This window comes from Paenibacillus sp. MER 99-2, assembly GCF_023714095.1.
GTDB lineage: Bacteria > Bacillota > Bacilli > Paenibacillales > Paenibacillaceae > Paenibacillus.
The window spans coordinates 612,241-636,761 of the sequence record NZ_JAMAUZ010000003.1; the positions used below are offsets into that span (position 1 = coordinate 612,241).

The 24,521-nt window shown below is 47.2% G+C and carries 17 protein-coding genes; 11 read left to right on the forward strand and 6 right to left on the reverse strand.

What is annotated here, in order from left to right:
• Window positions 1–36: 36 nt before the first annotated feature.
• The 3 genes from M3636_RS17655 to M3636_RS17665 all read left to right on the forward strand — a co-directional run bounded on the left by M3636_RS17655 (window position 37) and on the right by M3636_RS17665 (window position 3,254).
• Window positions 37–1,317: an ABC transporter substrate-binding protein gene (locus M3636_RS17655; RefSeq protein ID WP_128103842.1), complete on the forward strand. Its 1,281-nt coding sequence runs from the start codon at window positions 37–39 to the stop codon at window positions 1,315–1,317.
• Between the two features lie 228 nt (window positions 1,318–1,545).
• Window positions 1,546–2,430 carry a carbohydrate ABC transporter permease gene (locus M3636_RS17660; protein ID WP_056702097.1) on the forward strand — a complete coding sequence of 295 codons (885 nt, stop codon included), beginning with the start codon at window positions 1,546–1,548 and terminating at the stop codon, window positions 2,428–2,430.
• A complete protein-coding gene (locus tag M3636_RS17665; RefSeq protein ID WP_251383393.1) occupies window positions 2,427–3,254 on the forward strand; it encodes a carbohydrate ABC transporter permease in 828 nt (275 codons plus the stop codon). The genes M3636_RS17660 and M3636_RS17665 overlap by 4 nt, the downstream gene beginning before the upstream one ends.
• A 154-nt stretch (window positions 3,255–3,408) precedes the next feature.
• On the opposite strand, the gene M3636_RS17670 is transcribed toward M3636_RS17665, so the two are convergent.
• Window positions 3,409–4,881: an aminotransferase-like domain-containing protein gene (locus tag M3636_RS17670; protein ID WP_251383547.1), complete on the reverse strand. Its 1,473-nt coding sequence runs from the start codon at window positions 4,879–4,881 to the stop codon at window positions 3,409–3,411.
• A gap of 175 nt (window positions 4,882–5,056) precedes the next feature.
• On the opposite strand from M3636_RS17670, the gene M3636_RS17675 reads away from it, so the two are divergent.
• Window positions 5,057–5,668: a LysE/ArgO family amino acid transporter gene (locus M3636_RS17675; RefSeq protein WP_251383394.1), complete on the forward strand. Its 612-nt coding sequence runs from the start codon at window positions 5,057–5,059 to the stop codon at window positions 5,666–5,668.
• A gap of 153 nt (window positions 5,669–5,821) precedes the next feature.
• Here M3636_RS17675 and M3636_RS29575 read toward each other — a convergent pair whose 3' ends face one another.
• From M3636_RS29575 to M3636_RS17695, 4 genes are all read right to left on the reverse strand, one after another.
• On the reverse strand, window positions 5,822–6,658 hold the full coding sequence (locus M3636_RS29575; protein WP_128103839.1) for a methyl-accepting chemotaxis protein: 837 nt from the start codon (window positions 6,656–6,658) through the stop codon (window positions 5,822–5,824).
• A gap of 420 nt (window positions 6,659–7,078) precedes the next feature.
• On the reverse strand, window positions 7,079–8,080 hold the full coding sequence (gene moaA, locus M3636_RS17685; RefSeq protein ID WP_128103838.1) for a GTP 3',8-cyclase MoaA: 1,002 nt from the start codon (window positions 8,078–8,080) through the stop codon (window positions 7,079–7,081).
• 168 nt (window positions 8,081–8,248) lie between these two features.
• A complete protein-coding gene (locus tag M3636_RS17690) occupies window positions 8,249–9,853 on the reverse strand; it encodes an extracellular solute-binding protein (protein WP_251383395.1) in 1,605 nt (534 codons plus the stop codon).
• A 75-nt stretch (window positions 9,854–9,928) separates the two neighbouring features.
• Entirely contained in the window at window positions 9,929–12,238 is a 2,310-nt protein-coding gene (locus M3636_RS17695; RefSeq protein WP_251383396.1) for an AraC family transcriptional regulator, read from the reverse strand.
• Between the two features lie 357 nt (window positions 12,239–12,595).
• Between M3636_RS17695 and M3636_RS29580 the strand changes: the two genes are divergently transcribed.
• Entirely contained in the window at window positions 12,596–15,307 is a 2,712-nt protein-coding gene (locus tag M3636_RS29580) for an S-layer homology domain-containing protein (protein ID WP_285858996.1), read from the forward strand.
• Window positions 15,308–15,434: 127 nt separating this feature from the next.
• Here M3636_RS29580 and M3636_RS17710 read toward each other — a convergent pair whose 3' ends face one another.
• Window positions 15,435–17,666, reverse strand: a complete 2,232-nt coding sequence (locus tag M3636_RS17710) for a methyl-accepting chemotaxis protein (RefSeq protein ID WP_251383397.1) — start codon at window positions 17,664–17,666, stop codon at window positions 15,435–15,437.
• A gap of 438 nt (window positions 17,667–18,104) precedes the next feature.
• Here M3636_RS17710 and M3636_RS17715 point away from each other — a divergent pair, with 438 nt between their 5' ends.
• The 6 genes from M3636_RS17715 (at window position 18,105) to M3636_RS17740 (ending at window position 24,510) form a co-directional block, all read left to right on the forward strand.
• Window positions 18,105–18,926, forward strand: coding sequence for an ABC transporter ATP-binding protein (locus M3636_RS17715; protein ID WP_251383398.1), 822 nt, complete (start codon window positions 18,105–18,107; stop codon window positions 18,924–18,926).
• Window positions 18,907–19,719, forward strand: a complete 813-nt coding sequence (locus M3636_RS17720) for an ABC transporter permease (protein ID WP_251383399.1) — start codon at window positions 18,907–18,909, stop codon at window positions 19,717–19,719. The genes M3636_RS17715 and M3636_RS17720 overlap by 20 nt, the downstream gene beginning before the upstream one ends.
• Window positions 19,716–20,651, forward strand: coding sequence for an ABC transporter permease (locus M3636_RS17725; RefSeq protein ID WP_251383400.1), 936 nt, complete (start codon window positions 19,716–19,718; stop codon window positions 20,649–20,651). Before M3636_RS17720 ends, M3636_RS17725 begins: the two co-directional genes overlap by 4 nt.
• A gap of 79 nt (window positions 20,652–20,730) precedes the next feature.
• A complete protein-coding gene (locus tag M3636_RS17730) occupies window positions 20,731–21,795 on the forward strand; it encodes an ABC transporter substrate-binding protein (protein WP_251383401.1) in 1,065 nt (354 codons plus the stop codon).
• 17 nt (window positions 21,796–21,812) lie between these two features.
• A complete protein-coding gene (locus tag M3636_RS17735) occupies window positions 21,813–23,246 on the forward strand; it encodes an aspartate aminotransferase family protein (RefSeq protein WP_285858997.1) in 1,434 nt (477 codons plus the stop codon).
• Entirely contained in the window at window positions 23,233–24,510 is a 1,278-nt protein-coding gene (locus M3636_RS17740) for a M20 family metallo-hydrolase (RefSeq protein ID WP_251383402.1), read from the forward strand. The genes M3636_RS17735 and M3636_RS17740 overlap by 14 nt, the downstream gene beginning before the upstream one ends.
• Window positions 24,511–24,521 lie beyond the last annotated feature (11 nt).

Here is a 24,521-nt window from a genome sequence, read left to right on the forward strand (position 1 = left end):
GAAAGACAAACCAGTCACACCGGGAGGTCATAAGAGATGAAGATATGGAAAAGCGTAGCGAGTGCGGTTCTGGTAAGCGTTCTGCTGGCAGGTTGCGGCTCCAATGCGGGTACAGATAGTTCGGAGGGAGGCACTGCAGCAGGAAGCACCGTTTCACTCAAAATATTCGTCGCACAACCACGGCTGAAAGAACATTACGATAAATATATAGAACAGTTCAAAGCCAAGGAAAAAGCGGAGAAAAATATTGAAGTGAACGTGCAACTGGAGATGCCGCCAGCAGATAATGCAGCTCAAATTCTCAAAACACGTCTTGCCTCCAATGATGCACCAGACGTATTCGCCCTTCATGCTGTGAACGAGATTCCACCGTTCAGTAAGGCAGGGTACTTGGAGGATCTATCCGGGCAACCATTCGTGGATAAACTGCTCGATTCAGTTAAGCCATCGGTTACTGATTCAAGTGGAAAAGTCGTAGCCGTACCTTTGGAAACGCTATCTTGGGGATACCTCTATAACAAGGATATTTTCGAAGAGCAAGGGTTGGAGGTACCAACGACTTTAACCGAGATGAAAGCAGTGGTAGAGAAGCTGAATTCAGCAGGTATTACACCATTTGAACTTTCCTACAAAGAGGCTTGGGTTCCTCAGCTCTTCCTGCCACTTACGGTAGGCGCGCTGTCACAGACGGATCACAAAGATTTCTTAGATAAAATGAATCAGGATCAAGGCTCATTCTCGGACATGAAGGCGATCTTCGATATCTTCGATCTGGTTACAGCCAATGGTACGGAAAGAGCGCTGGAAGTAGGACCAGACGATGCAGCGGCAGCCTTTGCAACAGGCAAAGCAGCAATGTGGGTTCAAGGACCATGGTATGCAGAGACGATCTTGAAGTCTAACCCGGATATGAACTTTGGTGTGGCACCAATGCCGATTGACGACAACCCGGACAATACAAAGATTAACCTGAGTACATCCACTTCACTAGCGGTATCCTCTTCAAGTAAGAACAAAGAAGTGGCGCTCGATTTTGTAAACTATGTGCTCGATGACAAGGATTCCAGCGGCTTCTATGAAGCCTTGAAGTTCAACCCTGTGGCTAAGATTCATGACTTCAAGAGCTTCCCTTGGGTTGACGATGCGCTGAAATATGTGAATGAAGGCAAAGCTTATCAAGATCCGGCTGTTCCTCAAGCGGTCAAAGATGAGTCTGGTAAAGTACTGCAAGGTTACTACTCCGGTCAGTTGAATCAGCAGCAGGTTATTGATGCACTCGACAAGGCATGGAAGTCATACAACAAAGTCAACAAGTAAGGAGCTGCGAGTAACTTAGTACCCGCTATGGTTGACAAAATCTCCGCTGTACTAGGATTTTGTCAACAAACTTAGCGGCACTATATTTCCTCGAAGTCTCTAAGCAGATGAAACGGCTGGCAGAACGCACTTCGTTCCCCCGTTCACACTAAGTCTGTTTATAGAGGTTGTTCAAAAGCTGAAAACCGCCTTTTTGAACACGCACTTATAGTAAAAGGGGGAGATTCTATGGCTACGAATGTGTTCAAGAAGTATCTGTCATTGCTCGCGTTCACTGCGCCTGCCTTTGTCATTTATGCGATATTCCTGCTGATCCCGACATTTAGCGGTATGTTTTATAGCTTGACGGACTGGAACGGACTTAATCGGGATTATAGCTTCATTGGTCTAAGCAATTTTATCGAACTGTTTAAGGAAGACCCAGACTTTCTGAATTCCTTGTGGTTCACGATGAAGTATGTGGTGTTTATGCTTATTCTGCAAAATGGGATCGCGTTGCTGCTCGCCGTGTTCATTGAGACACGGACACGTAGCAAAGGATTGTTCCGAACGTTGTTTTTCATGCCAAACATGATTAGTACAATCATCAGTGCCTTTATGTGGACATTCATATTCTCCCAAGTGCTGCCGCAACTTGCTGAGAAACTTGCGTTCTCTCTGCTGGATCAGCAATGGCTGGGGGATCCCAAGGTCTCCTTTTACTCCATCATTATCGTGTCGCTCTGGAATGGTGTGGGGTACATGATGATCATCTATCTTGCAGCATTGCAAGGTGTGCCGAAGAGTCTGAAGGAAGCTGCCACGATCGATGGAGCGAATGCATTCCAGGTGCTGCGTAATGTGGTCATGCCGATGATTACTCATGCGATAACGATCTGTTTCTTCCTGACACTGAATGGTGCCTTCAAAGTGTTTGAAGTGGTATATGGTCTGACAGGTGGCGGCCCGGGTAGAGCCACACAGGTTATTACGATGAACATCTATGAAGAGGCATTCTCCAATAACTTCAGGTATGGATATGCAAGTGCCAAATCGGTTGTGCTATTCATCATCGTTCTGATCTTCACATTGATTCAGATTACGGTGATGAAGAAGAAAGAGGTGGAAGCATGAGGATACAACGACTGAACAGCTATCTCATCCGACTGCTGCTTATCATAGGTTCTCTCTTCGCGATGCTGCCGATCTATATGGCTGTGGTGAACTCGTTCAAGACACAAGGCGAGATGTTCCAATCTTTTATCGCACTGCCGACCACGCTGCACTGGGAGAATTATGCGGACGCATTTACCAAAATCAATCTGCTGCACAGCTCCATGAACTCGGCAATTGTCTCATTTCTTGGCATCGGCGGCATTGTACTCACAGCCTCCATGGCTGGATACAAGCTGTCACGAACATCAGGCCGACTCAGTAACATTATCTTCTTCCTGTTTGTAGCATCCATGCTGGTTCCGTTTCACTCGATTATGATCCCGCTGACACGGATGGCGAGAGGACTTTCAGTTCAGGGCAGCACGTATGGGTTGGCTCTGATCTACATTGGACTTGGCGTTAACATGGCAATCTTCCTCTATCACGGGTTTGTGAAGTCAATTCCGCGGGAATTAGAGGAGTCTGCACAGATGGATGGATGTAATGAGTTCCAGACATTCTTTCAGATCATTTTCCCGTTATTATTACCGATCACGGTAACTATTGCGATATTGGATTTCCTCTGGATATGGAATGATTTCTTGTTACCTTTGTTGATGCTCACCGATGTGAATAACTACACGCTCATTTTGTCCACGAATATGCTGTTTGGCGAATACAACAAGGAATGGCCGCTAATTCTATCTTCCTTGGTGTTAACCGCAATTCCCGTCATTCTGATCTATGCTTTCTTCCAGAAGTTCATCATGGAAGGGATTGCTGAGGGTGCAGTAAAAGGATAAGCGAGAGAAGACTAAACGAGGAGCAGATGTAAGAGACAAGGAACAGAGAATGCAGAATACAGAGCAAAGGATATAAAGCAGAGATTCTAAAATATATTCAAAAGCCGCCAAGATTAAGAGCGAATTCTCGCTCCGTTCTTGGCGGCTTTTGAATTTACTTTTCAAGAGAAGTGAGTAACTCACGTACAGTTTCTGCAAGAATGCTCAGTCCCTGTTCCATCTGCTCTGGCGTGCAATACGCATAAGACAGGCGAAGATGCTCTTGATCGAGACGGTTGTACAGGTATCCCGGGTGGATAAGTACACCACGATCCAAGCAGATTTGGAAGAGTCGTCTAATGGAGAGGGGAGCACAAGTCAATTTCAGCCAGATATAGAACCCACCACGAGGTATATTCCACTGAGCAAGTTCACCTAAATATCGTTGCAGCAGCTCCAACATACAGTCACGGCGGTTGCGTAACTCAGGTCGTAGACGATCCATGTGCCGCTCGTGATATCCGTCAGCAAACCATAGCGCAGCAGCTTCTTGTGCCAGCGAGCTTGTCCCATAATCCGTCTGCATCTTAATATCTGCGAGCCGGCGAATGACAGGTTCCGGGCCGATCAACCAGCCAAGCCGCAGACCGGGACTGACTGCTTTTGACAGCGTGCCCATATGCAGTACGCGCCCCTCTCGATCTAACGCCTTCAGTGGCTTAGGGACAGGCTCATCCAGCCATAGATCCGTGTATGCGGCATCTTCCAGAATGGAGATTCCAGTTGTGTATGCCGTAGCCAGCAGCTCTTCACGGCGCTGTGCGCTCATCAGATTGCCCGTTGGGTTGTGGAAGCTAGGAATCGTATAGAGGAGCGGAAAATGACCTTGCTTGAGTGCTCGATTGGACGCCTGGCTCAATTCAGCAAGCTGTATGCCTTCGTCGTCTAAAGGAATGCCGCCCATCTTCAGTCCGGCAGACTGAAAAGCATGGATCGAATACAGATACGAGGGTTTCTCCAGTAAGACCGTTGCTCCCCTTGGAAGCAGACCTACAGATACGAGATTCAGTGCCTGAATGGAACCGGATACGATCAAAATGGATGCCGGTGAGGCTTGAATGTCATGAACCTTCTGTAAATACGCAGACAGCGCAATACGTAGCTCCAGACTACCTTGTGGCTCCAAATAATTCAGGCTATGGGAGCGACGGGATAAGGTGTGCAAAATCTCGTTGAATTCGTCATGTGGCATAAGCTCTGGAGCCAGTTCACCTGTACCAAGGCGGATGATGCCTGGCTCAAATTCAGATCGGTTAATCTGCTGCACTTCTGGGAGGTTAGGATAATAAGAGCCCTCCTCAGAGGCTTCTTCCCAATTGGGCACTTCCCGAGTAGGTAGAGCGTTCCAGTCCAAGCTGCATACATACGTACCACCGCCATGCCTACCCTCAATCATACCTGCGGCCGTCAGATTATCCAGCGCACTGACAAGTGTGCTGCGATTAATACCCATAGACTCGGCTAAGGTTCGCTGGGAAGGCAAGCGGGTTCCCGGAGCCCACTCGCCACTCGTAATTTTCTGGCGGATGTACAGTTCGATTTGTTGATACAGTGGCAAGGGTTGTGAGGGATCGGGCTTCCAGTCCATGCTTGACCACGAATCAGAACGTTTCACTTCGTTGTAACCTCCATTATGTGCATGAATTCATCGTTCGCATCGTTATGGACACTATAACATTTGGTTGGCTTACATACCATCCAAGTGGTTGGTTACGTCGAGTTCATCCTCCTTTACTATAGATACAGACTAAGGGGGAGAACATATGGGGGTTTTTATACACGCGATTATATTGGCATTTGGATTGATTTTGCCGCTGGGCGTTCAGAATGTATTTATTTTTAACCAGGGGATGCTGCAACGTAAGTTTTCGAACGCTTTACCCGCCATCATAACTGCAGCCATTAGTGATACCTTATTAATTGGCGCAGCGGTTGGGGGTGTATCCCTTATTTTGTTGCAATGGCCTTTGCTGACGAGTGTATTGTATGCGGGCGGCAGTTTATTTCTGTTGTATATGGCGTGGGGCATGTGGAAGTCAGCGAGCACTGCGCATGAATCAGGGAGTGTGTTGTCCGCAGGTCAGCAAATTGCATTTGCAGCCTCGGTATCCCTGTTGAACCCACATGCTTTATTAGATACGGTGGCTGTTATCGGCACGAGTTCACTTCAGTATGACGGCATGGAGCGATTTTATTTTGCCTTAACGACAGCAGTGGTATCCTGGGTATGGTTTTTGGGATTAGCGGGGGCAGGCAGAGGCATAGGGCGCTTAGATCGCACAGGACGCATGAGTGTGATGTTCAATCGAATCTCAGTTGTCATCCTGGTTGGTGTGGCGGGTATGATGCTGTGGAAGCTGCTTCAATTGTTATAAAAATAACATCTTTCATTGTTCAACATGTCAGGCTTGATATGTTATTCAACCTAATAATACGAAGAAGCTGTCCCGTAAGTCATGAATATGACGGGGACAGCCCTTTTGGCGTACTAACATCCACTCAAAGAGGTTGCCGCCGCTAGATGGAACTTAATCTGCTTTTAACAGCATGGATTCAATAAATACCTTCAACTCATAGCTTGTATGATTCAATCGTTCAATAACATCACTAAATTCCGTCACAACTTCCGCTTGGTTGCTGCTGGATTGTGCGATAGATGTAATCTCATTTTCCATGTTCTTCATGGATTGCTGTACCTCACGTAGCGAACGTTCGATGTTGACCGTTGCTTCTTTGGTTCCGGCAGATAGTTTACGTACTTCGGATGCAACCACACCGAATCCTGCGCCCATATGACCTGCTCGTGCGGCTTCAATAGCGGCATTGAGACCAAGCAGATTTGTTTGTTCAGAAATTTCTCGGATGAATGATGCTACCTTAGTAACCTCGCCCGAATTCTGTACCGCCTGCCTGGTGTTGTCCAATATTTGAGAAGAGGATGCTGATAATTGCTGGGACTGGGCGGCTACGGTCTGCACCATATCTTGAAGTCTGCCGCTGATGTCCGTAATCAGTTGGGTGAAATGCTCCAGCTTTTCTTCGTTTTTGAGCGAGAAACCGATGGCAAAGGAGCCTACAATTGTCCCGTTCTCGTCTCGAAGTGGTGTAGCTGAAGAGTTAATCGTTGTGCCATAGAATTCCTCGGGAATTCGGTTAGCTGACGTTTCCCCATGGATCAATGCGCGGCGGAGAGTGGGGTCTTCTAATGAGATCGGATCACCCGCTCGAATGCCCAGGTCACAATCTTCACTCGCAACGTAATACACAAATTTCTCGGTATCCGTTACGGCGAGCATCAGATCGTCTTTGAGAAACATAACTTTGAAATAAGGACAGGCTGCTACAAGGGCATCAACAATATTCAATTTGGTCAACTCCTACATGATGTCTGATATGTTTGGTTTGCGTTGCTACGTTATCACCTTAGATCATGAAGCTATGTAATAGGCTAAACGTATAATTAACTTTATCATAAAGATTTGAAACAGGGCCGATATTGGTGAGAAAGAAAAGTTACCTACAAATAAGAGATACATGCCTTAATGAGAGTATATGTACTAAAAAAAAGCCCAGAGATTCTCTCTGGGCAGTGTAATCGTGTTAATTTACATATTCGATATAGTTAAGCAGTGCAAATGACAAGAGCGAGTACATACGTTATAGACTCTCGATGTGCTCAGTATACTCAATGTGCTCGATCTACTCGATGGACGCAATGTACTCACTGTAGATGTTTGGAGCAGGTTGAACTCCCTGCCCTGTGTTCCAGAATAGATCTATAGCCCTTACCCACCAATCTGAGACATCCGTCTCGCTGTTGGTGTATGACTTTGCATTTTGCGTTCCAGTGCCATAGCCATCTCATGGTTCTTGGGTTTGGTGCCGAGTGCTTTGAGGAAAAGAGCAGCCATCGCCGCAGGGTCATCGACAAAGCGCCGCACGTTATACTCATCTGACCAATATAAGCAGGCTTTGATATGCCCATCTGCGGTCAGACGCAGACGATTGCAGTTATCACAGAAATGGTCACTTACCGGATGAATCAATCCGAAAGTACCTTGTGAGCCTGAAATTTTCATATTCCGTGAGGGTCCGTTCCCGGCAGGGCCTTCGGTTTGATCCACCGTCCATCCAGCCTCTGCGCAGACATCCGTGACAGCTTCGAGTGGCAAATAGGATTTGCGCCACGAGTCGGAAGCATGTCCGATCGGCATGTATTCGATGAATCGAACATGAAGTGGCTGGTCAAGGGTCAGTGCGATGAAGTCTTTGATTTCATCATCATTAATACCTTTCATGAGTACCACATTCAGCTTAATCGGTTCGAGCCCAACGTTCGTGGCTGCCTCAATGCCTTTCAGCACCTTGTTCACATCACCGCCACGGGTAATCATGGAGAAGCGGTCAGCTCGCAAGGAATCCAGACTGATATTAATTCGGTTCAATCCAGCATCCTTCAGCGCCTGAGCCTGCTTGTCCAGCAGCAATGCATTGGTAGTCAAAGCAATATCTTCAATTCCGTCAATGGCGGAGATCATAGCGACGAGCTTGTGCAGGTCTTTGCGTACTAATGGTTCACCACCGGTTAAGCGCACTTTGCGCATACCCATAGGAGCCAGCACTCGAAGTACCTGAGCAATTTCTTCATAGCTCATTATTTCATCATGGGGGGCGAATTCCATGCCCTCGGCTGGCATGCAGTATACACAACGCAAATTACAGCGGTCCGTAACAGAAATACGGATATAGTCATGTATTCTGCCAAATGAGTCCTGGAGCATTTCCATGCAGACCACCCTTTCATCCTCTCAGATTGGAGTTACAACATGCTAACCAAAATAAATGCGACAAATTCAAAAAGAACAGTTGCATCAAATTTTAGCTATTTCTCCAATCCGCGTCAATGATGACGTCGGATGATAGCATTCGTTTTGCGACGGTAAAAGGGGGCTAATCTATTGCGCGGAACTTGTTTCCGGATGCTTCTTATACCATTCATTGGCTTCGCGAAGCACCTGTTCTCCGCCAGCTTCCATGAATTCCTTCACAAAGGTATCGAAACTCTCCACAGGCTGATCGCCGGTGATGATGGAGATGTATGCTTTGTCCCTCATACTGATTAAGTCAGATGAATATTGAATTAGGGCAGGGGTGGCCACCTCTAAATGATTATAGATGCCGCCCTTTTCCAGTCCTACAGATGCCGCCCACTGTTCACGTTCCCCTATGGAGCCACCGGGAACCGTCATGCCGATACTGGACCCGATTGTGTTGATATAATTCTCCATTCGGTTATACGGAGGGAGAAGGTGGAACGTATTTGTGGATGTACCATCCCAGTCCCAGTGCTTCCCTTGAACGCCATACTCCATTCTGATCTGCTCATGCGGATCAGGATTGGCACTGACGTAGTCTAGAATTTCCAGAATTTTTTCAAGTTTACCGGGCTCCGTTACCGTCTCAGCTCCAATGGCAATAAAGTTCATGAGCAGGTTGTTGCCCTTTGAGCCACTAAGTCCATCCGGGCCAACGACAGGGGAACCAAATACCACCTTGGCATCTGCGTTCTTTTGTTGAAGTTCATAGACATTGAACGAAGCTGCCATCGGGGTTTCTTCGCCTTTTTCGTTCAGGATGTTGTAATCGCCCGCTTGAGTCCAATGATAATAGTTGCCCATGGAGGTCATTCCAATTTTACCGTTAATAAAAGCATGAGATAGATGCTTGTAGCCGCCTTTATTTTCGCCGGTGATAAACTCTGGGTCGATAATGCCGTCCCGGTACCATTGTTGCAGATAAGTTAAGGCTTGCTTCATCTCAGGCTCCAAAGCGCCGATGACCAGTTGATTATCTTTCAGATTAAAATATAGCTGCTCGGTAAAAACAGTCTGCCCAAAAGCGCCAAACACCACATTCATACCTTCCTTGGACAAACCATATGTATCCTGTTTACCATTACCGTCGGGATCACCTTTGGCGAAGGCATACAGAACGGTTTCTAACTCATCCAAAGTTGTGGGCGTGTCTAGTCCAAGCCGCTCCAGCCAGTCTGCTCGATAGACGATAGGGGTTCGGTAAATATTGGTCTCATTGATAACTGGAATACCGTATAAGCTGTTATCTATTTTACCGTACTCGAAGTACCGGGGATCATAATCCCGGATACGCTTCACAAGATTAGGCGCATGTTGCTCAAGCACATCTTGGGGGATTTTCGCGAGCACTCCTTGTGACTGATATTTAAGCAGATCATGGGGCTGCCTAATTCGGAACAGATCCGGAATATTCCCTTGAGCAAGCTCCAGATCGAGCAGATCCTCGTAACGCTTGTTCTCCAGGTTCCACACATTCAGATTCACATGAAATAACTTTTCAAGATATACGATCATCTCTGCATCCTCAGGCACTGGCGTATTCTGATGCATAGTCCAAGAAATGTTATATTGTGGGGCGGCATCCTTCTCAGCGCTTGCGAGATGATTCTGCTGCTGCACTTGTGCACTTTCTCTTCCTGACACAGTACAGCCACTCAAGAGTACGATAAGCATAAGTGTTGTCATGGATAGACAGAGAGCTCTTGAAAGGTTGAGGTTCATAGTAGCTCCTTCACAATTTTATTGGATTCCTGCTATAGGTTAGTTCGTCAGGCTGCGCATGAAGTTCTTCGGGGTGCAGCCGTGAATTTCTTTGAACTTCTTAATGAAATAAGCAGGGGTGCGGTAACCCACTGTGCTCGCCACTTGCTCAATAGTAAATTCCCGCCTTGCAATAAGTTCACGCGCGCGCTCCATCCGCTGATTCGTGACATATTCGGAATATACGATTCCGGTTTCTTCTTTGAAAATTTTGCTGAGATACTTGGGGCTAATGAACACTTGCTCAGAGACATGGTCTAGCGTGAGATCGCCTGAGATATTATCACTAATATAGGCTTTGACCGCCGAGATGGTATCTGGGCTTCTGACTTCACTTCGCTTCTCGACATGCGTAATAAATTCGGTGATTAGATGAACCATCCATTCCGCATAGGTGTTGATATTGTAGAGTGAAGCAAATTGCTTGTACAAATTTTGAGCATTTGCATCAGTGGGCTGCCAGCGCACCTGATTAATGCAGTTCGAATAAATTGATACCGCTTTCAATAAAAAAACCCGGCTATACTCGGCAGAATACGTTCCTTCCTTTATGGTCGAAACCAACTCATGAATGGCATTAGCCGTACCATCCACGTCACGTAGCTGCAATTTCTTTTCAAAGTTCATCAGGTAAGAGTCTGGAATTTCCAAGCTGCTGCTTTCTCTGTGAAGAAGCTCAAGGTCTTGTATGGCAGACTGCTCGGGGAAGAAATAGCTATATTGAATCAGTGTATTTGCCTGATGGTAGCTCTGGTAGATGCTTGTATAGTGATCCACCCAGCCGCCTAATGATAGTGCAAATGCTAGACCGAATCGATTTCTCGCCTCAGAATGAATAAATTCAATAATTTGATCCGAGAGAGGCTCCTCAGGTTGATTGGTACAGATGATGACCACCATTTTGTGATCCTGCAATTCTTCAGCGAGCAGCCTTGTTCCTTCAATCTCGGCTGTTTCTAGCTGCTGAATCATCGTGTACAGCGTATGCTGCAATTGTCGTGGCTGCATTTCTTTCCACTTCTCACTGACAGGATCAATAACGATACAACGGAAGCGAGAGTAGGCCGTTGAAACGTGAATAGATTGCAGTTGCTCCGTGAGCTCCTCTGGTGTAAATCGATTATGAATCATGTTGAGCATAATGCTATGCTTAATCATTTTGTGATTGGCCTGTAACGTTTCTTCCAGACTATCCACTTTGCTAGACAGGCTGTTAATAGCGGTATCGATTAAGCGATACTCATTCTGCCGCAAGCCAGTGGGATGATCCACCCGTCCCTTAATATTATTCAAAATTCGCTTGACTGGGCTATAGTTGGCTACTGTAAATAGGGAAGACATTGCAATTCCAACAGCGACAGCGAGCAAGCCAAGGAGAAGCGAAACTTCCTTCAAACTATCCAATTTGTAATAGAAACTTTTATTAGGCGTAGTCGTGTAAATCCTCCAGCCATTCCCTTTGAATTGATCCTGTGAAATGACATATGAATCATGGTCGAATATATGTGTAAAGCTCTCATCCGAAGAAGAAGTGGACAGCAGGGACTGTAACAAATTCTCCTTCGTGGTGCTGCCTAACAGGGTTTTGTCGGCGGCCGAAATAACGGTTCCTTGCTGATCTACGATAAATGTACTCGCATAGTCGGCAGGAATCATATTTTCGATGATCTGACTGATCGTAGATTCTTTGATATCAATCGCAATCATGACCTTACTGTTCTGCCCAGACGATTGAAACGGGTAACTGCGGACATAGGTAATTAACGGCGTCATGTTGTTCTCTATGGATTGTTCAATATACGCATCCTGAGGAACCATACGCGCCTGCGTCCACAAAGAGCTCTCTTCCGTTGCTCTCATCGTGGCAGCCCAATCAGCAATCTGATCCACCCGTTCGGGCGCATCCTTATAGAGCATCAGCCCATGTGCAGAGGAGATGATGAATTGATTCTTCGTATCATATATATGGATAGCTTCAATAAGATCCGAATAGTTTTGCACCTGATTTTTGAGCAACTGTTCGATGTCTAGAATCTTGCCATGGTTTCCTTTTAAGCTATCTATATCAATACTTACAGGACTACCTAGCGCTAAAGACAGATAGACCTGATTCACCTTCTGAATGACGGAACTTTCCATATAATTGACCGTATTTTTGAGCAGCAATTGTTTGTTACTCCGAATCTCTTTGCTGTATTGATGGGAGAAGAAGAGGTATAGGATCGAGCCAAACAGAAGCGCAATGACAAGGACGACAGCGATATAGGAAAAAACCATCCTTGATCTCACAGATTGAAACAGCTCGCGCATCCATGTTCCTCCTTCACAATTGGTTTCTACATAACTCTATCATTATATAATAGCCGCCGGACGAGAGATCATGTTGATCAAAATTTAACAAACTCACCTCAGAAAATTTACCTACAATTTAAAAAGATTTAACAAACAACTACAGTATAGATGACGTTTGTAGGATTCTCTCTATTTTTTTGAAAAAATATCTCCAAAACGTACGAATTTGATATAAAGCGGAATTTGTTCTATAGATGCTGGGGCGCCCCAAATGCTAAGGTAACGGCATATCAGACATCTAGATGGAAGCCACTCATCATTTGCTGGTGCGGTACCAAAAAATAATTACGATTATGGGAGCGTGTATTGCAGGCCATGAGAAAACCACTAAAAAAATCACTCGCATTACTTCTAATGTTGTCTATGGTAAGTCCGACGTTTGCGGATCGGGGTTATGCAGCTGACCAGAAACTTCAATTCTCTGATATTAAAGGACACTGGGCAGAAGCGAGTATCCAGGCTTGGGGTGATGAAGGTTTAATTCGAGGTTACCTGGATCATTCATTCAAACCGAATGCGTACATTACTAGAGCGGAATTTATGAATCTGGTGAACAAGGCTTTTGGATACACAGGACAAGCGGCAATTAACTATAATGATGTTTCTAACCAGGCATGGTATTACGAAGCGATTTCTATCGCAAATGCAGCTGGATATATAGATGGTTATACGGATGGTACGATGAAGCCGCAAGATCCAATTACACGTCAAGAAGCGGCGAAAATTATTACAGGAATTCTGAATCTAGAGCTAGATGAGGAGTCAGCCAATACGTTTAACGATTCATCCGCTATTGCAGACTGGAGCAAAGGGGCTGTAGGTGGAGCGGCAGCAGCCAAAATTATTGCTGGATATGCAGATGGAAGCTTCAAGCCACTTCGTTCCATCACTCGTGCAGAAGCCGTAAGTGCGCTTGTAAATGCGCTGGACATCGATTCGAACACAGCGATCAAACCAGCTAAGCCTAAGGGAACAGCGAACGTGTTGAATGTAGCTCCTCCCGCGGATGAAGCCCGTTTATCCGCAGTAGAGGATGGTGCCAATGCCGATGATGGTACACTCAAAAACGTTGTGGCAACCAATCCATTTATCGATATCTTGGACGGTTTTGAACAAGTATGGTCCATCAACCAACCGGAGTGGAGAGATGGAACAGCAGCGACGAAACCTGGTGCAGGTGATAAAGTAGCGAAGTATGGTGATGGACCGACTCCTTACTATGACGGCTTCAAAAATGATCCAACCGTACCTGTTGCAGATCAGAAAACATTTGCAAATGTAGAGATTCGTAACGAAGCAACGTGGGTTGCGAATATCAAATACGTTGAAGATGTAACTCAAAATCGTACGGATGAAGAGGCTTTAGCGGCCTATTACGATGACCAGCGCGATAAAATCTACAGTATGATGGAAGGCTTTGGCCCGCTGGCTAACACATATGTGGACATCATTAAGCCGGTGACAAGTATTGAACGAAGCGTGGATGAGATGAATGTTGATCTGAAAGAAGAAACGGTAGAAGATGAAAGCCAAGGTCTTGGAAGTGATTGGTCCAAAACAGAACTTGCTGACATGGCAGCTCTAGTGGATCTGGTTCGTTTCAAAACCCCTGCTTCATCCAATCCGGCGAAATACTTCTTCTCTTCCCCAAGACCGTGGAGAATGAATTCGAACGGAGAAATGAAAGAGGTTGTAGATAGCAAGGGATTGCCTGTATGGGAAACACTGGGTGAAGGCGAATCCAAAGAAGAACCTTTGCCATCCGGAGGAACGAAAGCATCAGGAGAGAAGCATGTTCAGCAGTATGAGAGCAATGTGAAGCTCATTCCTGCATTAAGTTATGTGAGAAGAATCGCTGAGGATGGACAAGGAAAAGACGGAGGATATCCAAGTGGACATACAAGTGCGTCATACTTGTCCGTACTTCCGTTTGCTTACGCTACGCCTGAACGATTCTCCGAATTGTTGACGAGAGCAGCGCAGATGGGTGAGAACCGTGTTGTCACGGGCATGCACTCCCCACTTGATGTAATTGGTGCACGTATCCAAGCTACAGCGATGACGGCATATGCGTTCAATAAAAAAGAGAATCAAGAAGTGCTGGATAAGGCTTATGAGAATGCAGGAGAAGTATTTGGTGCATTAGCCAAAGAAAAAAATATGAGTCTGTATGAATATGCGCACACGGTAACAGAGGATTACAACTTTAAGAGTGCATATGACGAGAATAAATGGGAAGATCATGATGCGAATAAAGCCTTCTATAGAGAGAAGATGACGTATGGTCTGCCACAGACAGGAACAAAAGGTCTGGCGCCTGTTGTGCCGCTGGGAGCAGAAGCGCTCTTGGAGACTCGCCAACCTTATTTAACGGATGAGCAACGTAGAGAAGTATTGTATACAACATCCATTGATTCCGGTTACCCTGTACTAGACGAGTCCAAAGGCTGGGGTAGATTGGATCTGGTGACAGCATCGGATGGTTATGGTGCATTCTTAAGCAATGTCACTGTAGATATGGACGCTTCCAAAGGACGTTTCAATGCAGAGGACTGGTGGAGAAATAATATCTCTGGCATTGGTATGTTAACCAAGAAGGGTACAGGAACACTTACATTGACGGGGAACAACAGCTATACAGGTGGAACTCTGGTACAAGCAGGAACACTGAAGGCTGAATCCACAACCGCATTTGGTACAGGTGATCTGTATTTGGAAAATGGTGCGATTGTCGTTGATACGGATGGGGCACTCAACCTGAATAGAAACTTTACTGTGGACAATGGAACGCTCGACATTGTTGTGAAGAACAATCTCAATGCGATTAATGTCGGCAAGAAGCTGTATCTGGATGGAGGAACGCTCAATCTCGATCTGTCTAACTACAAAATTGAGGGCTCCAAAGACATTACCCTGATTAGTGCAAATGCAATTCAAGGTCAATTCGATCGTGTAACTGCTGATGGGTACGATGTGACTGTTTCATACCAAGATAATCGTGTCGTTGCACATGTTGTAGCTAAATAACATCTAATCTAAGTAACGCATTATATATACAAAAAGCATCTGCCATTGCCTTCATTGTTGTTAGGTATGATTCACAACAACGAAGGAGGTGCAGGTGCTTTTTTCTATGTGCTCGTATGTTTACTCGTCAGCTTTCAAGGATACCCGTATTCGTTTGAGGATGGGTTAGCTGGAACTGTCCCACAACCTGCTGCAAAAATAAAGTGATGACTTCGACATTACGTGAAGAGCTCTGTACCTGTAACATATCGTTCAGAAGCTCCCGCATCTCTGTTTCAACCTCGGCAGAAGTAGAGCGGTTTTGATGGCTGATCGCTGCAATGTTCTCCATGAGCATGACAACCTCATCAACCACTTGTGTGCGTTGAGCATCCTCAGCAGTAGCACTTTGTAGTAACTGTGAGGCTGCCTGCACAAGCGTGGTTCCTTCCGTAAGAACCTGATCGCCTTCTCGAATGGATTGGGATGCTGTATTAGCTGCTGTAGAGATTTTGCTCAGAATGTGATGGATATCCTCCGTTGAGGAACGAGATAACTCAGCGAGTTTACGTATCTCCCCAGCGACGACAGCGAAGCCGCGTCCATGTTCTCCAACATGGGCTGCTTCAATAGAAGCGTTCAATGCCAGCAGATTGGTCTGAGCCGAGATCTCATTGATGACGGCCAGTGCACGATAGATGTCCTGCATCGTATCCATGAAAGACAGGATCGTGCGATTGGTATCGGATACGGCTCCAGAGATCTGAATCATTTTGTCACCGATACGTTCTACTTCCTGCTGGGCAACTTCAATCTGTGATGTCGCAGTGGATTCAAGCTGATGCAGTGTATGACGCATATGATCTGCGGCGATCTTGGCCTGATCCAGGTCTTCAAGCTGTGTACGTATGCCTTGAATCATGAAGCTTAACTTGCGATTGACACGCTCTGTCGTGCCTTGTGTCGTCTCTGTTGATGTCCGCATCTGATATTGATTGTCCATAACATCCACGGTAGCCAACTGAACTTTGAGCATGATGGCTTCAAGTGAATCGATCATATTATTGATCCATTTTGCTAATTCGCCGCTTTCGTCTTGAGCAAAAGTGGAGGTATCCAGACGCTGAGTCAGATCACCTTTGCCCTCGGCATTGATTCGAATAAAGCGACTAATACGTCGCATGTCCTCATGAACACGACTATACTGCTTCCGTTGCAATTGACTTGCGGTGAAGAAACCGCAAATGAGATTGAAAGCTGCGATGGCTCCTGCGCTCCATCCACTGCCGGAGAGAATATATACTAGACCTGCTCCAAGGATCGCCGACAACACAATCCAACGGGTGTGCAGCTTGAATTGGCGCCAGCCCATGTTACGCACCTGATACACTTCTTCCAAATCGCCTTCACACATCATGCCCCAGCGGTCTGGACAGTGAGGAAGCTGAAAAGTAATCCCCTTCCCTATGACAGAGATATGACGGTAATCGGAGTAGCCGGGAAAGGCAACAAATAGATTGGAGCCATTTTGAATCGTATTCTCCACTCCGGGATGTAATTTTCCAGTAGAAGGATCGGTGAACAATAGCTCAAGCTCGGTATGTTCCTTGACAGAAACAGTACCCCATTCGGTTGTGACACCGTCTTTTAGATTTTCTCCGTGAGTGAAGGTCCGATCCTCGAACCGGCTACGGGATAGAGCTGTTCCGGGCAGTAGATGCGGTCGTAACGTAGATTCCGCCATGAAAATGTAGTTATCACCCGAATCGGGGTAGATATGGCCTGACTCTCTTTGAATTAAATCGCCTAATACATCATTCGGAATACGGCTGCATAGCGCTCCAACATAGCGACCCTCGTTTACGATGGGGGCAACAAACATCAATGTGACATCATCATGAAAAGAAGACGAACGCGCGCCAATCTTCAGGGTGAGTGGATCAGAGTAAGGTCCATAGAGGCACTTTCTGCCCTTGATATCTGCTCTGGCATACCGTATACCTGGTTCAAACCCTTCATCAGCGTTGTTGTAAACCTTCCCAATATGCTTCGGATAAGTAGAGAATACAACCTCGTTTTGCTCATTCATCATAAAAAGCTCTGTACAATCTTTTGCTCTTGTATAACTTCCTTGGAACCACACGCTTAGTTTGCTTAGAGACTGTGAACCTTGTAATACATCTTGGGGCTTATGCGACTGAACTTGCTGCAATAATCGATCCAGATGATCCCATTGTTCATCCGCCCAGTCCATGAGAAGCTGACGTCGTGTTTCGGCGATCCCCTCAAAAATCTGTTCTACGTCTTCCTTGATATGTACGTTTAACCGATACGACCGCCACAGCGGCCAACCCTTTTTCCACCCGAGCCAGTCAAACACGCCAAACACCCCCGATTGTTGAATGTGAATGCTTCTCTCTCTTTCTCTCTATATAAGTCTTATACAAGAAAATCACCAAGAATACGAGGGTATATGCTATATTTTCCGAATATTCATTCAAAAAATACAAATAATATACGTTTTTGAAAAATGAGATAATGGCTACCTACGGCATGAATGATCCTCTAACAATTGATATGAATGACGTAGTTATATTCTTGTTAGATAACCTCTCCTCCATATTTGCCTCACTTTACACTCTGTAACATGAACAAGCCTATTCTAAAAACAGTCTGTATAATGTAATCCTCGCTCAATGTTATATAGTATTACCTAACCAGTTAAATCTGTTATGTTCGTGAACACGACTCGGTTCAATAACCTCCCATTCACCCTGAGTGCGATAAGAAGACTACTTCCGCGAAAAGGAGAATGCCTATGTCCTCCATAAACGTTCCTGTTCCTGATGTCAGCCATATTGAAGTGGATCATGTGTCCGTTGTATTTGGAACTGGAACACAGCAGGTAACGGCACTGTCTGATGTTTCATTTCACATTGGTTCCAATGAATTTGTCTCTCTGCTTGGGCCGTCCGGCTGTGGCAAATCCACCTTATTGCGATTGGTTGCCGATCTGCTTCAGCCCACGTCCGGTTCTGTCCGTATTGCCGGGGATGAGCCAGAAAAAGCGAGGTTACGGCGACAGTTCGGCATCGTATTTCAGACACCCGCTCTGTTCGACTGGCGCACGGTGCGTCACAATGTAGAATTACCGCTGGAGCTGCTCGGTACGAGTAAAAAGGAATGCAGACGCATGAGCGCTGAGCTGCTTGAGCTGGTTGGTCTCACCCGCTTCGCTGACCATTATCCATGGCAACTCAGTGGGGGGATGCAGCAGCGGGTGTCGATCGCCAGAGCACTTGCCCTTGACCCACCATTATTGCTCATGGATGAACCGTTCTCCGCCCTCGATGAATTCACCAAAGAAAAATTGCAATTAGAATTGCTTGATATTAAGCGTTCCACAGGCAAGACCTTCCTCTTCGTTACACACAGTATCCCTGAAGCAGTATTCCTATCAGACCGGATTATCGTTCTCTCTGCACATCCGGGTCAGGTACATTCCATACATCCCGTTGAATTACCCTTAGAGCGTCAACGTGAACTGAGGGAAACAGAAGCCTTCTATCAGATGATAAAGACGATTCGCAATTGCTTTTACGAGGAGCGTGATCCATCTGATGCCTCTGCGCTCTTATAAACCTGGCTATCGTTCTTGGGTAACGATCTGGATCATTCTTCTACTCCTATTATGGGAAGGCACTGCCTGGATGCTCCATGCGTCCATGACTTCTCAACAGGCGTCATCTCGCCTACCTTATCTACATGATGTGGTTATGGCGCTATTAAGGCATGCAGGCACGCTTGCTGAACAAGGAAGTGTGACGTTTGGTAATGCGGCAATCGGCTTCGCAGGAGGTACGCTTCTGGGTCTGGCGCTAGCACTCCTGATGAGTATAGCTGTCTGGCTGGAGCGTACATTATCGCCCTATGTAATTTCATCACAGATGGTTCCGGTCATCGGTCTTGCCCCCATTGTGTACGGCATTATCCATAACGCCGAGTGGGCACGGATCGTGATGGCTGCTTACGTTACCTTTTTCCCGATTATCATCCACACCTTGAAAGGTTTAAAAAGCACCGCCCCGGAGCATCTGGAGCTTATGCGCTCCTGCGGAGCCTCGTTACCCGCCAAATATATCAAGTGTTTGTTACCTTCTGCGCTGCCTGGTTTGTTCTCAGGAATGAAAATCGCCGCTCCGCTCGCAGTAACTTCTTCCATTGTAGTGGAGCTAATGGGTGCTCCCGATGGGTTAGGCGTGCTTATGGTGAGCTCCCTGTACTATGGTAACGCCCAAGTCGGCATGTTCTGGGCAACGATCATGCTAAGTATGGGCATCGGATTGATCTCGTATTTGGTCATCAGCCTTGCTGAACGTTGGTTAACACCTTGGCAGCCTGAATTCAGAAGCAAGAGAGGAGGGGCTGCATGAATGATCATGTATGGAAACATCGGAATAAGGAGGATCGAGTGACAGCGGCCGTATCTGGAGGAACATCCATGTCCAGCTCTGCCATGATTACACCTACTTCTGCTTCGCGAATACAGGAACAACAAGGACAAGCTGAAGAAAAGCAATCGACTCGTCGCTTGCGAGGACGCTCCATTGTTGGACGTCTGCTTCCAGCGGTTGCAGGACTTGTATTTCTTCTTCTCTGGCAGCTTAGGGTATTCCACTTCATGTTCTCCCTGGAAATCTATCAATTGCCTGTTCCCTCTTCCATTGCAATCTCGATCAAAGAAAATGCAGAAATGCTCTACCGTTATGCGATGTATAGCGGCACTGAAATGTTAGGTGGTTTCTTGCTAGGTTCTTCGCTAGGGGCACTTGCCGCTATAGTCGCCTGTTTCTTTCCAACGAGTGGAAAGGCGGCAGTTGCCATAATGTCTGCTCTGAACGCCATACCCATCGTTGCGCTGGCTCCGATTATGAACAACTGGTTTGGCGATGGAATCTGGTCACGCATTGCGGTGGTAGCAGTCATCACTATGGCCGCTATGGCTGTCAGTTTATTCAAAGGGCTGACGTCCATCCAGCCACAGTATCATGAATTGCTCGGGGGGCTTGCAGCGAGCAAAATGCAAATTTTTATCAAGCTGCGCTTACCTCATGCCCTGCCTGCACTATTCGCTGGATTGAAGATTAATATGTCGACCAGCATTATTGGAGCCATCGTAGGGGAGTTTTTCATCGCTTCTCAGGGACTAGGTTACCTGCTCTCGGATCAGATTCGCCTGGCGAATATGCCACTTGCCTGGTCTTGCATTGTTATCGCCGCTGTCCTTGGCATTGTGCTCTATGAGGCTGTGGTGCTGGCAGAGAAACGCCTGATTCCTTGGAGCCGTGTTCGCACAGATCACTGATTGAGCATTAATTAGAGTCCTGATATTAATTGCAATCGGCATGACCCAAAATCCATATCAATAGGGGGTTGTTCTTCACATGTACCGATCCTTAAAACCTGGTTTTCTAGTGTTGATGCTGCTGGTTGTTGCTATGTTAGGTGCGTGTTCGACAGATTCTAAGCCGGCTGCGACTCCTGCTGCTGCGGGTGCAGGGGAAGCGGAAGGGGAGGGTCAGTCTTTAACGAAAGTGAAGATCCAACTCAAATGGGTACCGCAGGCTCAGTTTGCAGGGATATATGCTGCCAAGGAGCAGGGTTTCTTCGCCGATGAGGGCATCGATGCTGAGATTATTCCCGGGGGGCCGGACATCGTCATAGAACAACAGGTTGTCAATGGTGCTGCAGATGTTGGTGTAACCGGGGTAGATAGTTTGTTGGTCAGCCGGGATAACGGACTCCCGCTAGTATCATTGGCGCAAATTTCGCAAAAGAGCAGCTATCGATTAATTGCCAAGAAATCTGCGGGCATCACCGATCCTACCCAGATGAAGGGCAAGAAGGTTAGTACTTGGTTTGGCAGCCAACAATTCCAGGTGCTCGCCTTCATGGAGAAGAACGGTCTTGATCCGAAGAAGGATATTGAGCTGGTCAAACAGGGCTTCACGATGGATCAATTCTTCAATGACCAGGTGGATGTGGCTACAGCAACCATCTATAACGAATTTCATGTGGTACTGGAGAGCGGCGTGAAGGAATCCGATCTGGATGTATTCAACATTGAGGATGCGGGTGTCGGCATGTTGGAGGATACCCTTATTGCGAAGAAGGACTGGGTTGACGGCAATCGTGATCTGGCGGTCAAAGTCACGCGTGCCATTCTGAAAGGCTGGAACTACGCAATCGATAACCAAGAGGAAACGGTAGATGCCGTCATGAAAAATGTAACCGAGGGCAGCACCACTCGTGAGCACCAAGTGACCATGCTAGAGGAAATCGCGAAGCTGATTCGCCCAGAGGGTTTTACGGAACAACAGGTAGGCAGCTTCGTCGATGAGTCCTTCACGCGAACGGCGGACATCGCCTTAAGTTATGGTTTGATCAAAAAAGCCGCCAATCTGGATGAAGCATTAGAGAAAAGTATCTATGAAGATGCAGTGAAATAGATGGAGGAGGATGACGCATGAACTCTGTGGATCAGCAGCCTCAGCCACTTGGGGGTACGAAGGAAGAATGGCTGGAGAAGGATCGTCAATATGTCTGGCATCACATCTCCCCGCATAACGATCATCCGATGATTGCCGTCAGCGGTGAAGGAAGCTGGATCATGGATCAGGATGGCTCACGTTATCTGGATGCGATGTCTGGATTGTGGTGTGTGAACGTTGGTCACGGGCGGGAGGAAATTGCTAGAAGTGCCTATGAGCAGATGAAAGCACTCGCCTATGTACCAATGACCCAGAGTCATGAACCGGCAATTCTGCTTGCAGAGAAGCTGAATGACTGGCTGGAGGGGGATTATCGGATCTTTTTCTCCAACTCAGGTTCGGATGCCAATGAGGTAGCTTTCAAAATAGCCCGTCAGTATCATCACCAGAATGGTGAGCCTACGCGGCACAAGTTCATCTCTCGTCACCGTGCATATCACGGCAACTCCATGGGGGCACTTGGCGCTACAGGGCAAGCGGCTCGCAAGATCAAATACGAACCCCTCGGCGTTGGTTTCACTCATGTACCTCCGCCGTATTGTTATCGTTGTCCATTCGGTAAGAGTAAGGACGGATGCGGGCTCGAGTGCGCGACGATCTATGAAGAGGTCATTCGCTGGGAAGGGCCAGAGACCGTAGCCGCCGTCATTATGGAGCCGGTTATTACAGGGGGCGGCATGATTGTGCCTCCTCCGGATTACATGCGCACGGTACAGGAGATCTGTGAGCGCTATGGCGTGCTATTGATCGTCGATGAGGTCATCTGTGGTTTTGGTCGCTCCGGGCAAAAGTTCGGACATCACAATTACGGTGTGAAGCCTGATATCGTGACGATGGCGAAAGGCATGACCAGTGCGTACTCTCCATTATCGGCTACCGCCGTAAGAGCGGACATGTACGATTCATTCAAGGAACCTGGCGCGGATACACATCTTCGTCATGTGAACACCTTCGGGGGCAATCCGGTGTCTTGCCGGGTAGCGCTGGCGAATCTGGAGATTATTGAACGCGAAAATCTAGTCAGCCAAGCAGAATGGCTGGGGCGATTGCTCCGTGAGAAGCTCGAACCGCTCTTGTCGCTTTCGGTGGTCGGTGACATTCGCTCCTTTGGATTCGCCTGTGGTATCGAATTGATTGAGGCGGATGGCTCTCCGGCCAGAGCTGATCGGGTGATGAAGGTACTCGCTAGCTGTAAAAAGGATGGCATTCTCATCGGTAAAAATGGGGATACCGTACCAGGGTTTGCAAATATTCTGACGATTTCACCGCCATTCGTCACAACGGAAGCAGAGCTGGATCTCATTGCAGGCAGCCTACTGAAAGCACTACGTAATCTGGATTCAAGTTCATTAGACATGAACGGTGAAGCCATAACTGTACAAGGAGGAATTCGAAGTGCAGACGACTGAGGGGATCACCATTAATCAGGTTCGATTGGATGAGCGTATTGAACAACTATCTCGTATTGGACGCATCGTAGATACCGGTGTCTGTCGCTTAGCCCTAACACCGGAAGATATGGAAGGCATCATTCAGGTTCGTCTCTGGATGGAGGAGGCAGGGCTTACTACTCGGCTCGATGCCTTTGGTAATCTGATGGGTCGCTTGGAAGGTGCAGATCCTTCACTTCCGCTATTAATGCTGGGCTCACACATCGATTCCCAGCCATATGGTGGTCGCTATGATGGAGCGATTGGGGTGCTCGGCGCGCTCGAAGCGGTTCAATGTCTAATAGAGCAAGGGATTCAGCCCATGATGCCCATTGAGATCGTAGCCTTTTGTGATGAAGAGGGTTCGCGGTTCAATAAAGGTCTGTTCGGCTCCCGTGGGATAACCGGGCAGTTGGAGGAAGGCGAGCTGGAGCGACAGGATAAGCACGGGGTGACGCGGCGAGAAGCGCTTGAGTCCTTCGGCTGCTCCCCAGCACAATTTGCCGAATCGGTATACCCGCCTGGAGCGATTGGTGCATATCTGGAGCTGCATATTGAACAGGGACCTGTACTGGAATCGATAGATGCGCCAGTGGGTGTAGTGACTGGGATTTCTGGACCACTGTGGCTCACGGTGACTATGAAGGGGATGGCAGGTCATGCTGGATCGGTTCCGATGGGAATGCGGCATGATGCGCTTGTTGGCAGCGCCAAAGTCATTGCCGCGTTTGATGAGATGGTACGTGAAGATCCTGGTGCGCCTACGGTAGGAACAGTAGGAAGCCTGCGGGTGTTCCCCGATTCGCGCAACATTATTCCGGCAGAAGTTAGCTTTACCGTAGATTTGCGGGATATGGATATGGCGCGCAGAGATCGGCTGGAAGCCCGGTTCATGCAACTGCTGGAGGATGTAAGCAGGCAGCATGGGCTGAGCTATTCGCTCACGGTTGATACCAACAGTGAACCACGTTATTGTGCGGAGCGCATTAAATCTATGATTCACTCATCGGGAGAAGCGATGGGAATGACATTACCCGAGCTCATGAGTGGGCCTTTCCATGATGCACTGGCATTATCACATGTATGTGATTACGGTATGATCTTTGTCCGCAGTAAAGACGGCATCAGTCACCATCCGAGTGAATACTCTTCGCCAGAAGATATCGCACTGGGCACCGAAGTGCTATACCGAACCGTTCGGCAGATGTGTAATGGTCACACGATTATCGACACATTTTCATAAGGAGGCGTTCC

Bases quoted from the DNA above. Each gene is read 5' to 3' on its own strand.
- M3636_RS17715 (WP_251383398.1), top strand. From the start codon at position 18,105: ATGTCCTCCATAAACGTTCCTGTTCCTGATGTCAGCCATATTGAAGTG.
- M3636_RS17720 (WP_251383399.1), top strand. From the start codon at position 18,907: ATGCCTCTGCGCTCTTATAAACCTGGCTATCGTTCTTGGGTAACGATC.
- M3636_RS29580 (WP_285858996.1), top strand. From the start codon at position 12,596: ATGAGAAAACCACTAAAAAAATCACTCGCATTACTTCTAATGTTGTCT.
- M3636_RS17675 (WP_251383394.1), top strand. From the start codon at position 5,057: ATGGGGGTTTTTATACACGCGATTATATTGGCATTTGGATTGATTTTG.
- M3636_RS17670 (WP_251383547.1), bottom strand. From the start codon at position 4,881: ATGGACTGGAAGCCCGATCCCTCACAACCCTTGCCACTGTATCAACAA.
- M3636_RS17665 (WP_251383393.1), top strand. From the start codon at position 2,427: ATGAGGATACAACGACTGAACAGCTATCTCATCCGACTGCTGCTTATC.
- M3636_RS17730 (WP_251383401.1), top strand. From the start codon at position 20,731: ATGTACCGATCCTTAAAACCTGGTTTTCTAGTGTTGATGCTGCTGGTT.
- M3636_RS17660 (WP_056702097.1), top strand. From the start codon at position 1,546: ATGGCTACGAATGTGTTCAAGAAGTATCTGTCATTGCTCGCGTTCACT.
- M3636_RS17655 (WP_128103842.1), top strand. From the start codon at position 37: ATGAAGATATGGAAAAGCGTAGCGAGTGCGGTTCTGGTAAGCGTTCTG.
- M3636_RS17735 (WP_285858997.1), top strand. From the start codon at position 21,813: ATGAACTCTGTGGATCAGCAGCCTCAGCCACTTGGGGGTACGAAGGAA.
- M3636_RS17690 (WP_251383395.1), bottom strand. From the start codon at position 9,853: ATGACAACACTTATGCTTATCGTACTCTTGAGTGGCTGTACTGTGTCA.
- M3636_RS17695 (WP_251383396.1), bottom strand. From the start codon at position 12,238: ATGCGCGAGCTGTTTCAATCTGTGAGATCAAGGATGGTTTTTTCCTAT.
- M3636_RS17725 (WP_251383400.1), top strand. From the start codon at position 19,716: ATGAATGATCATGTATGGAAACATCGGAATAAGGAGGATCGAGTGACA.
- moaA (WP_128103838.1), bottom strand. From the start codon at position 8,080: ATGGAAATGCTCCAGGACTCATTTGGCAGAATACATGACTATATCCGT.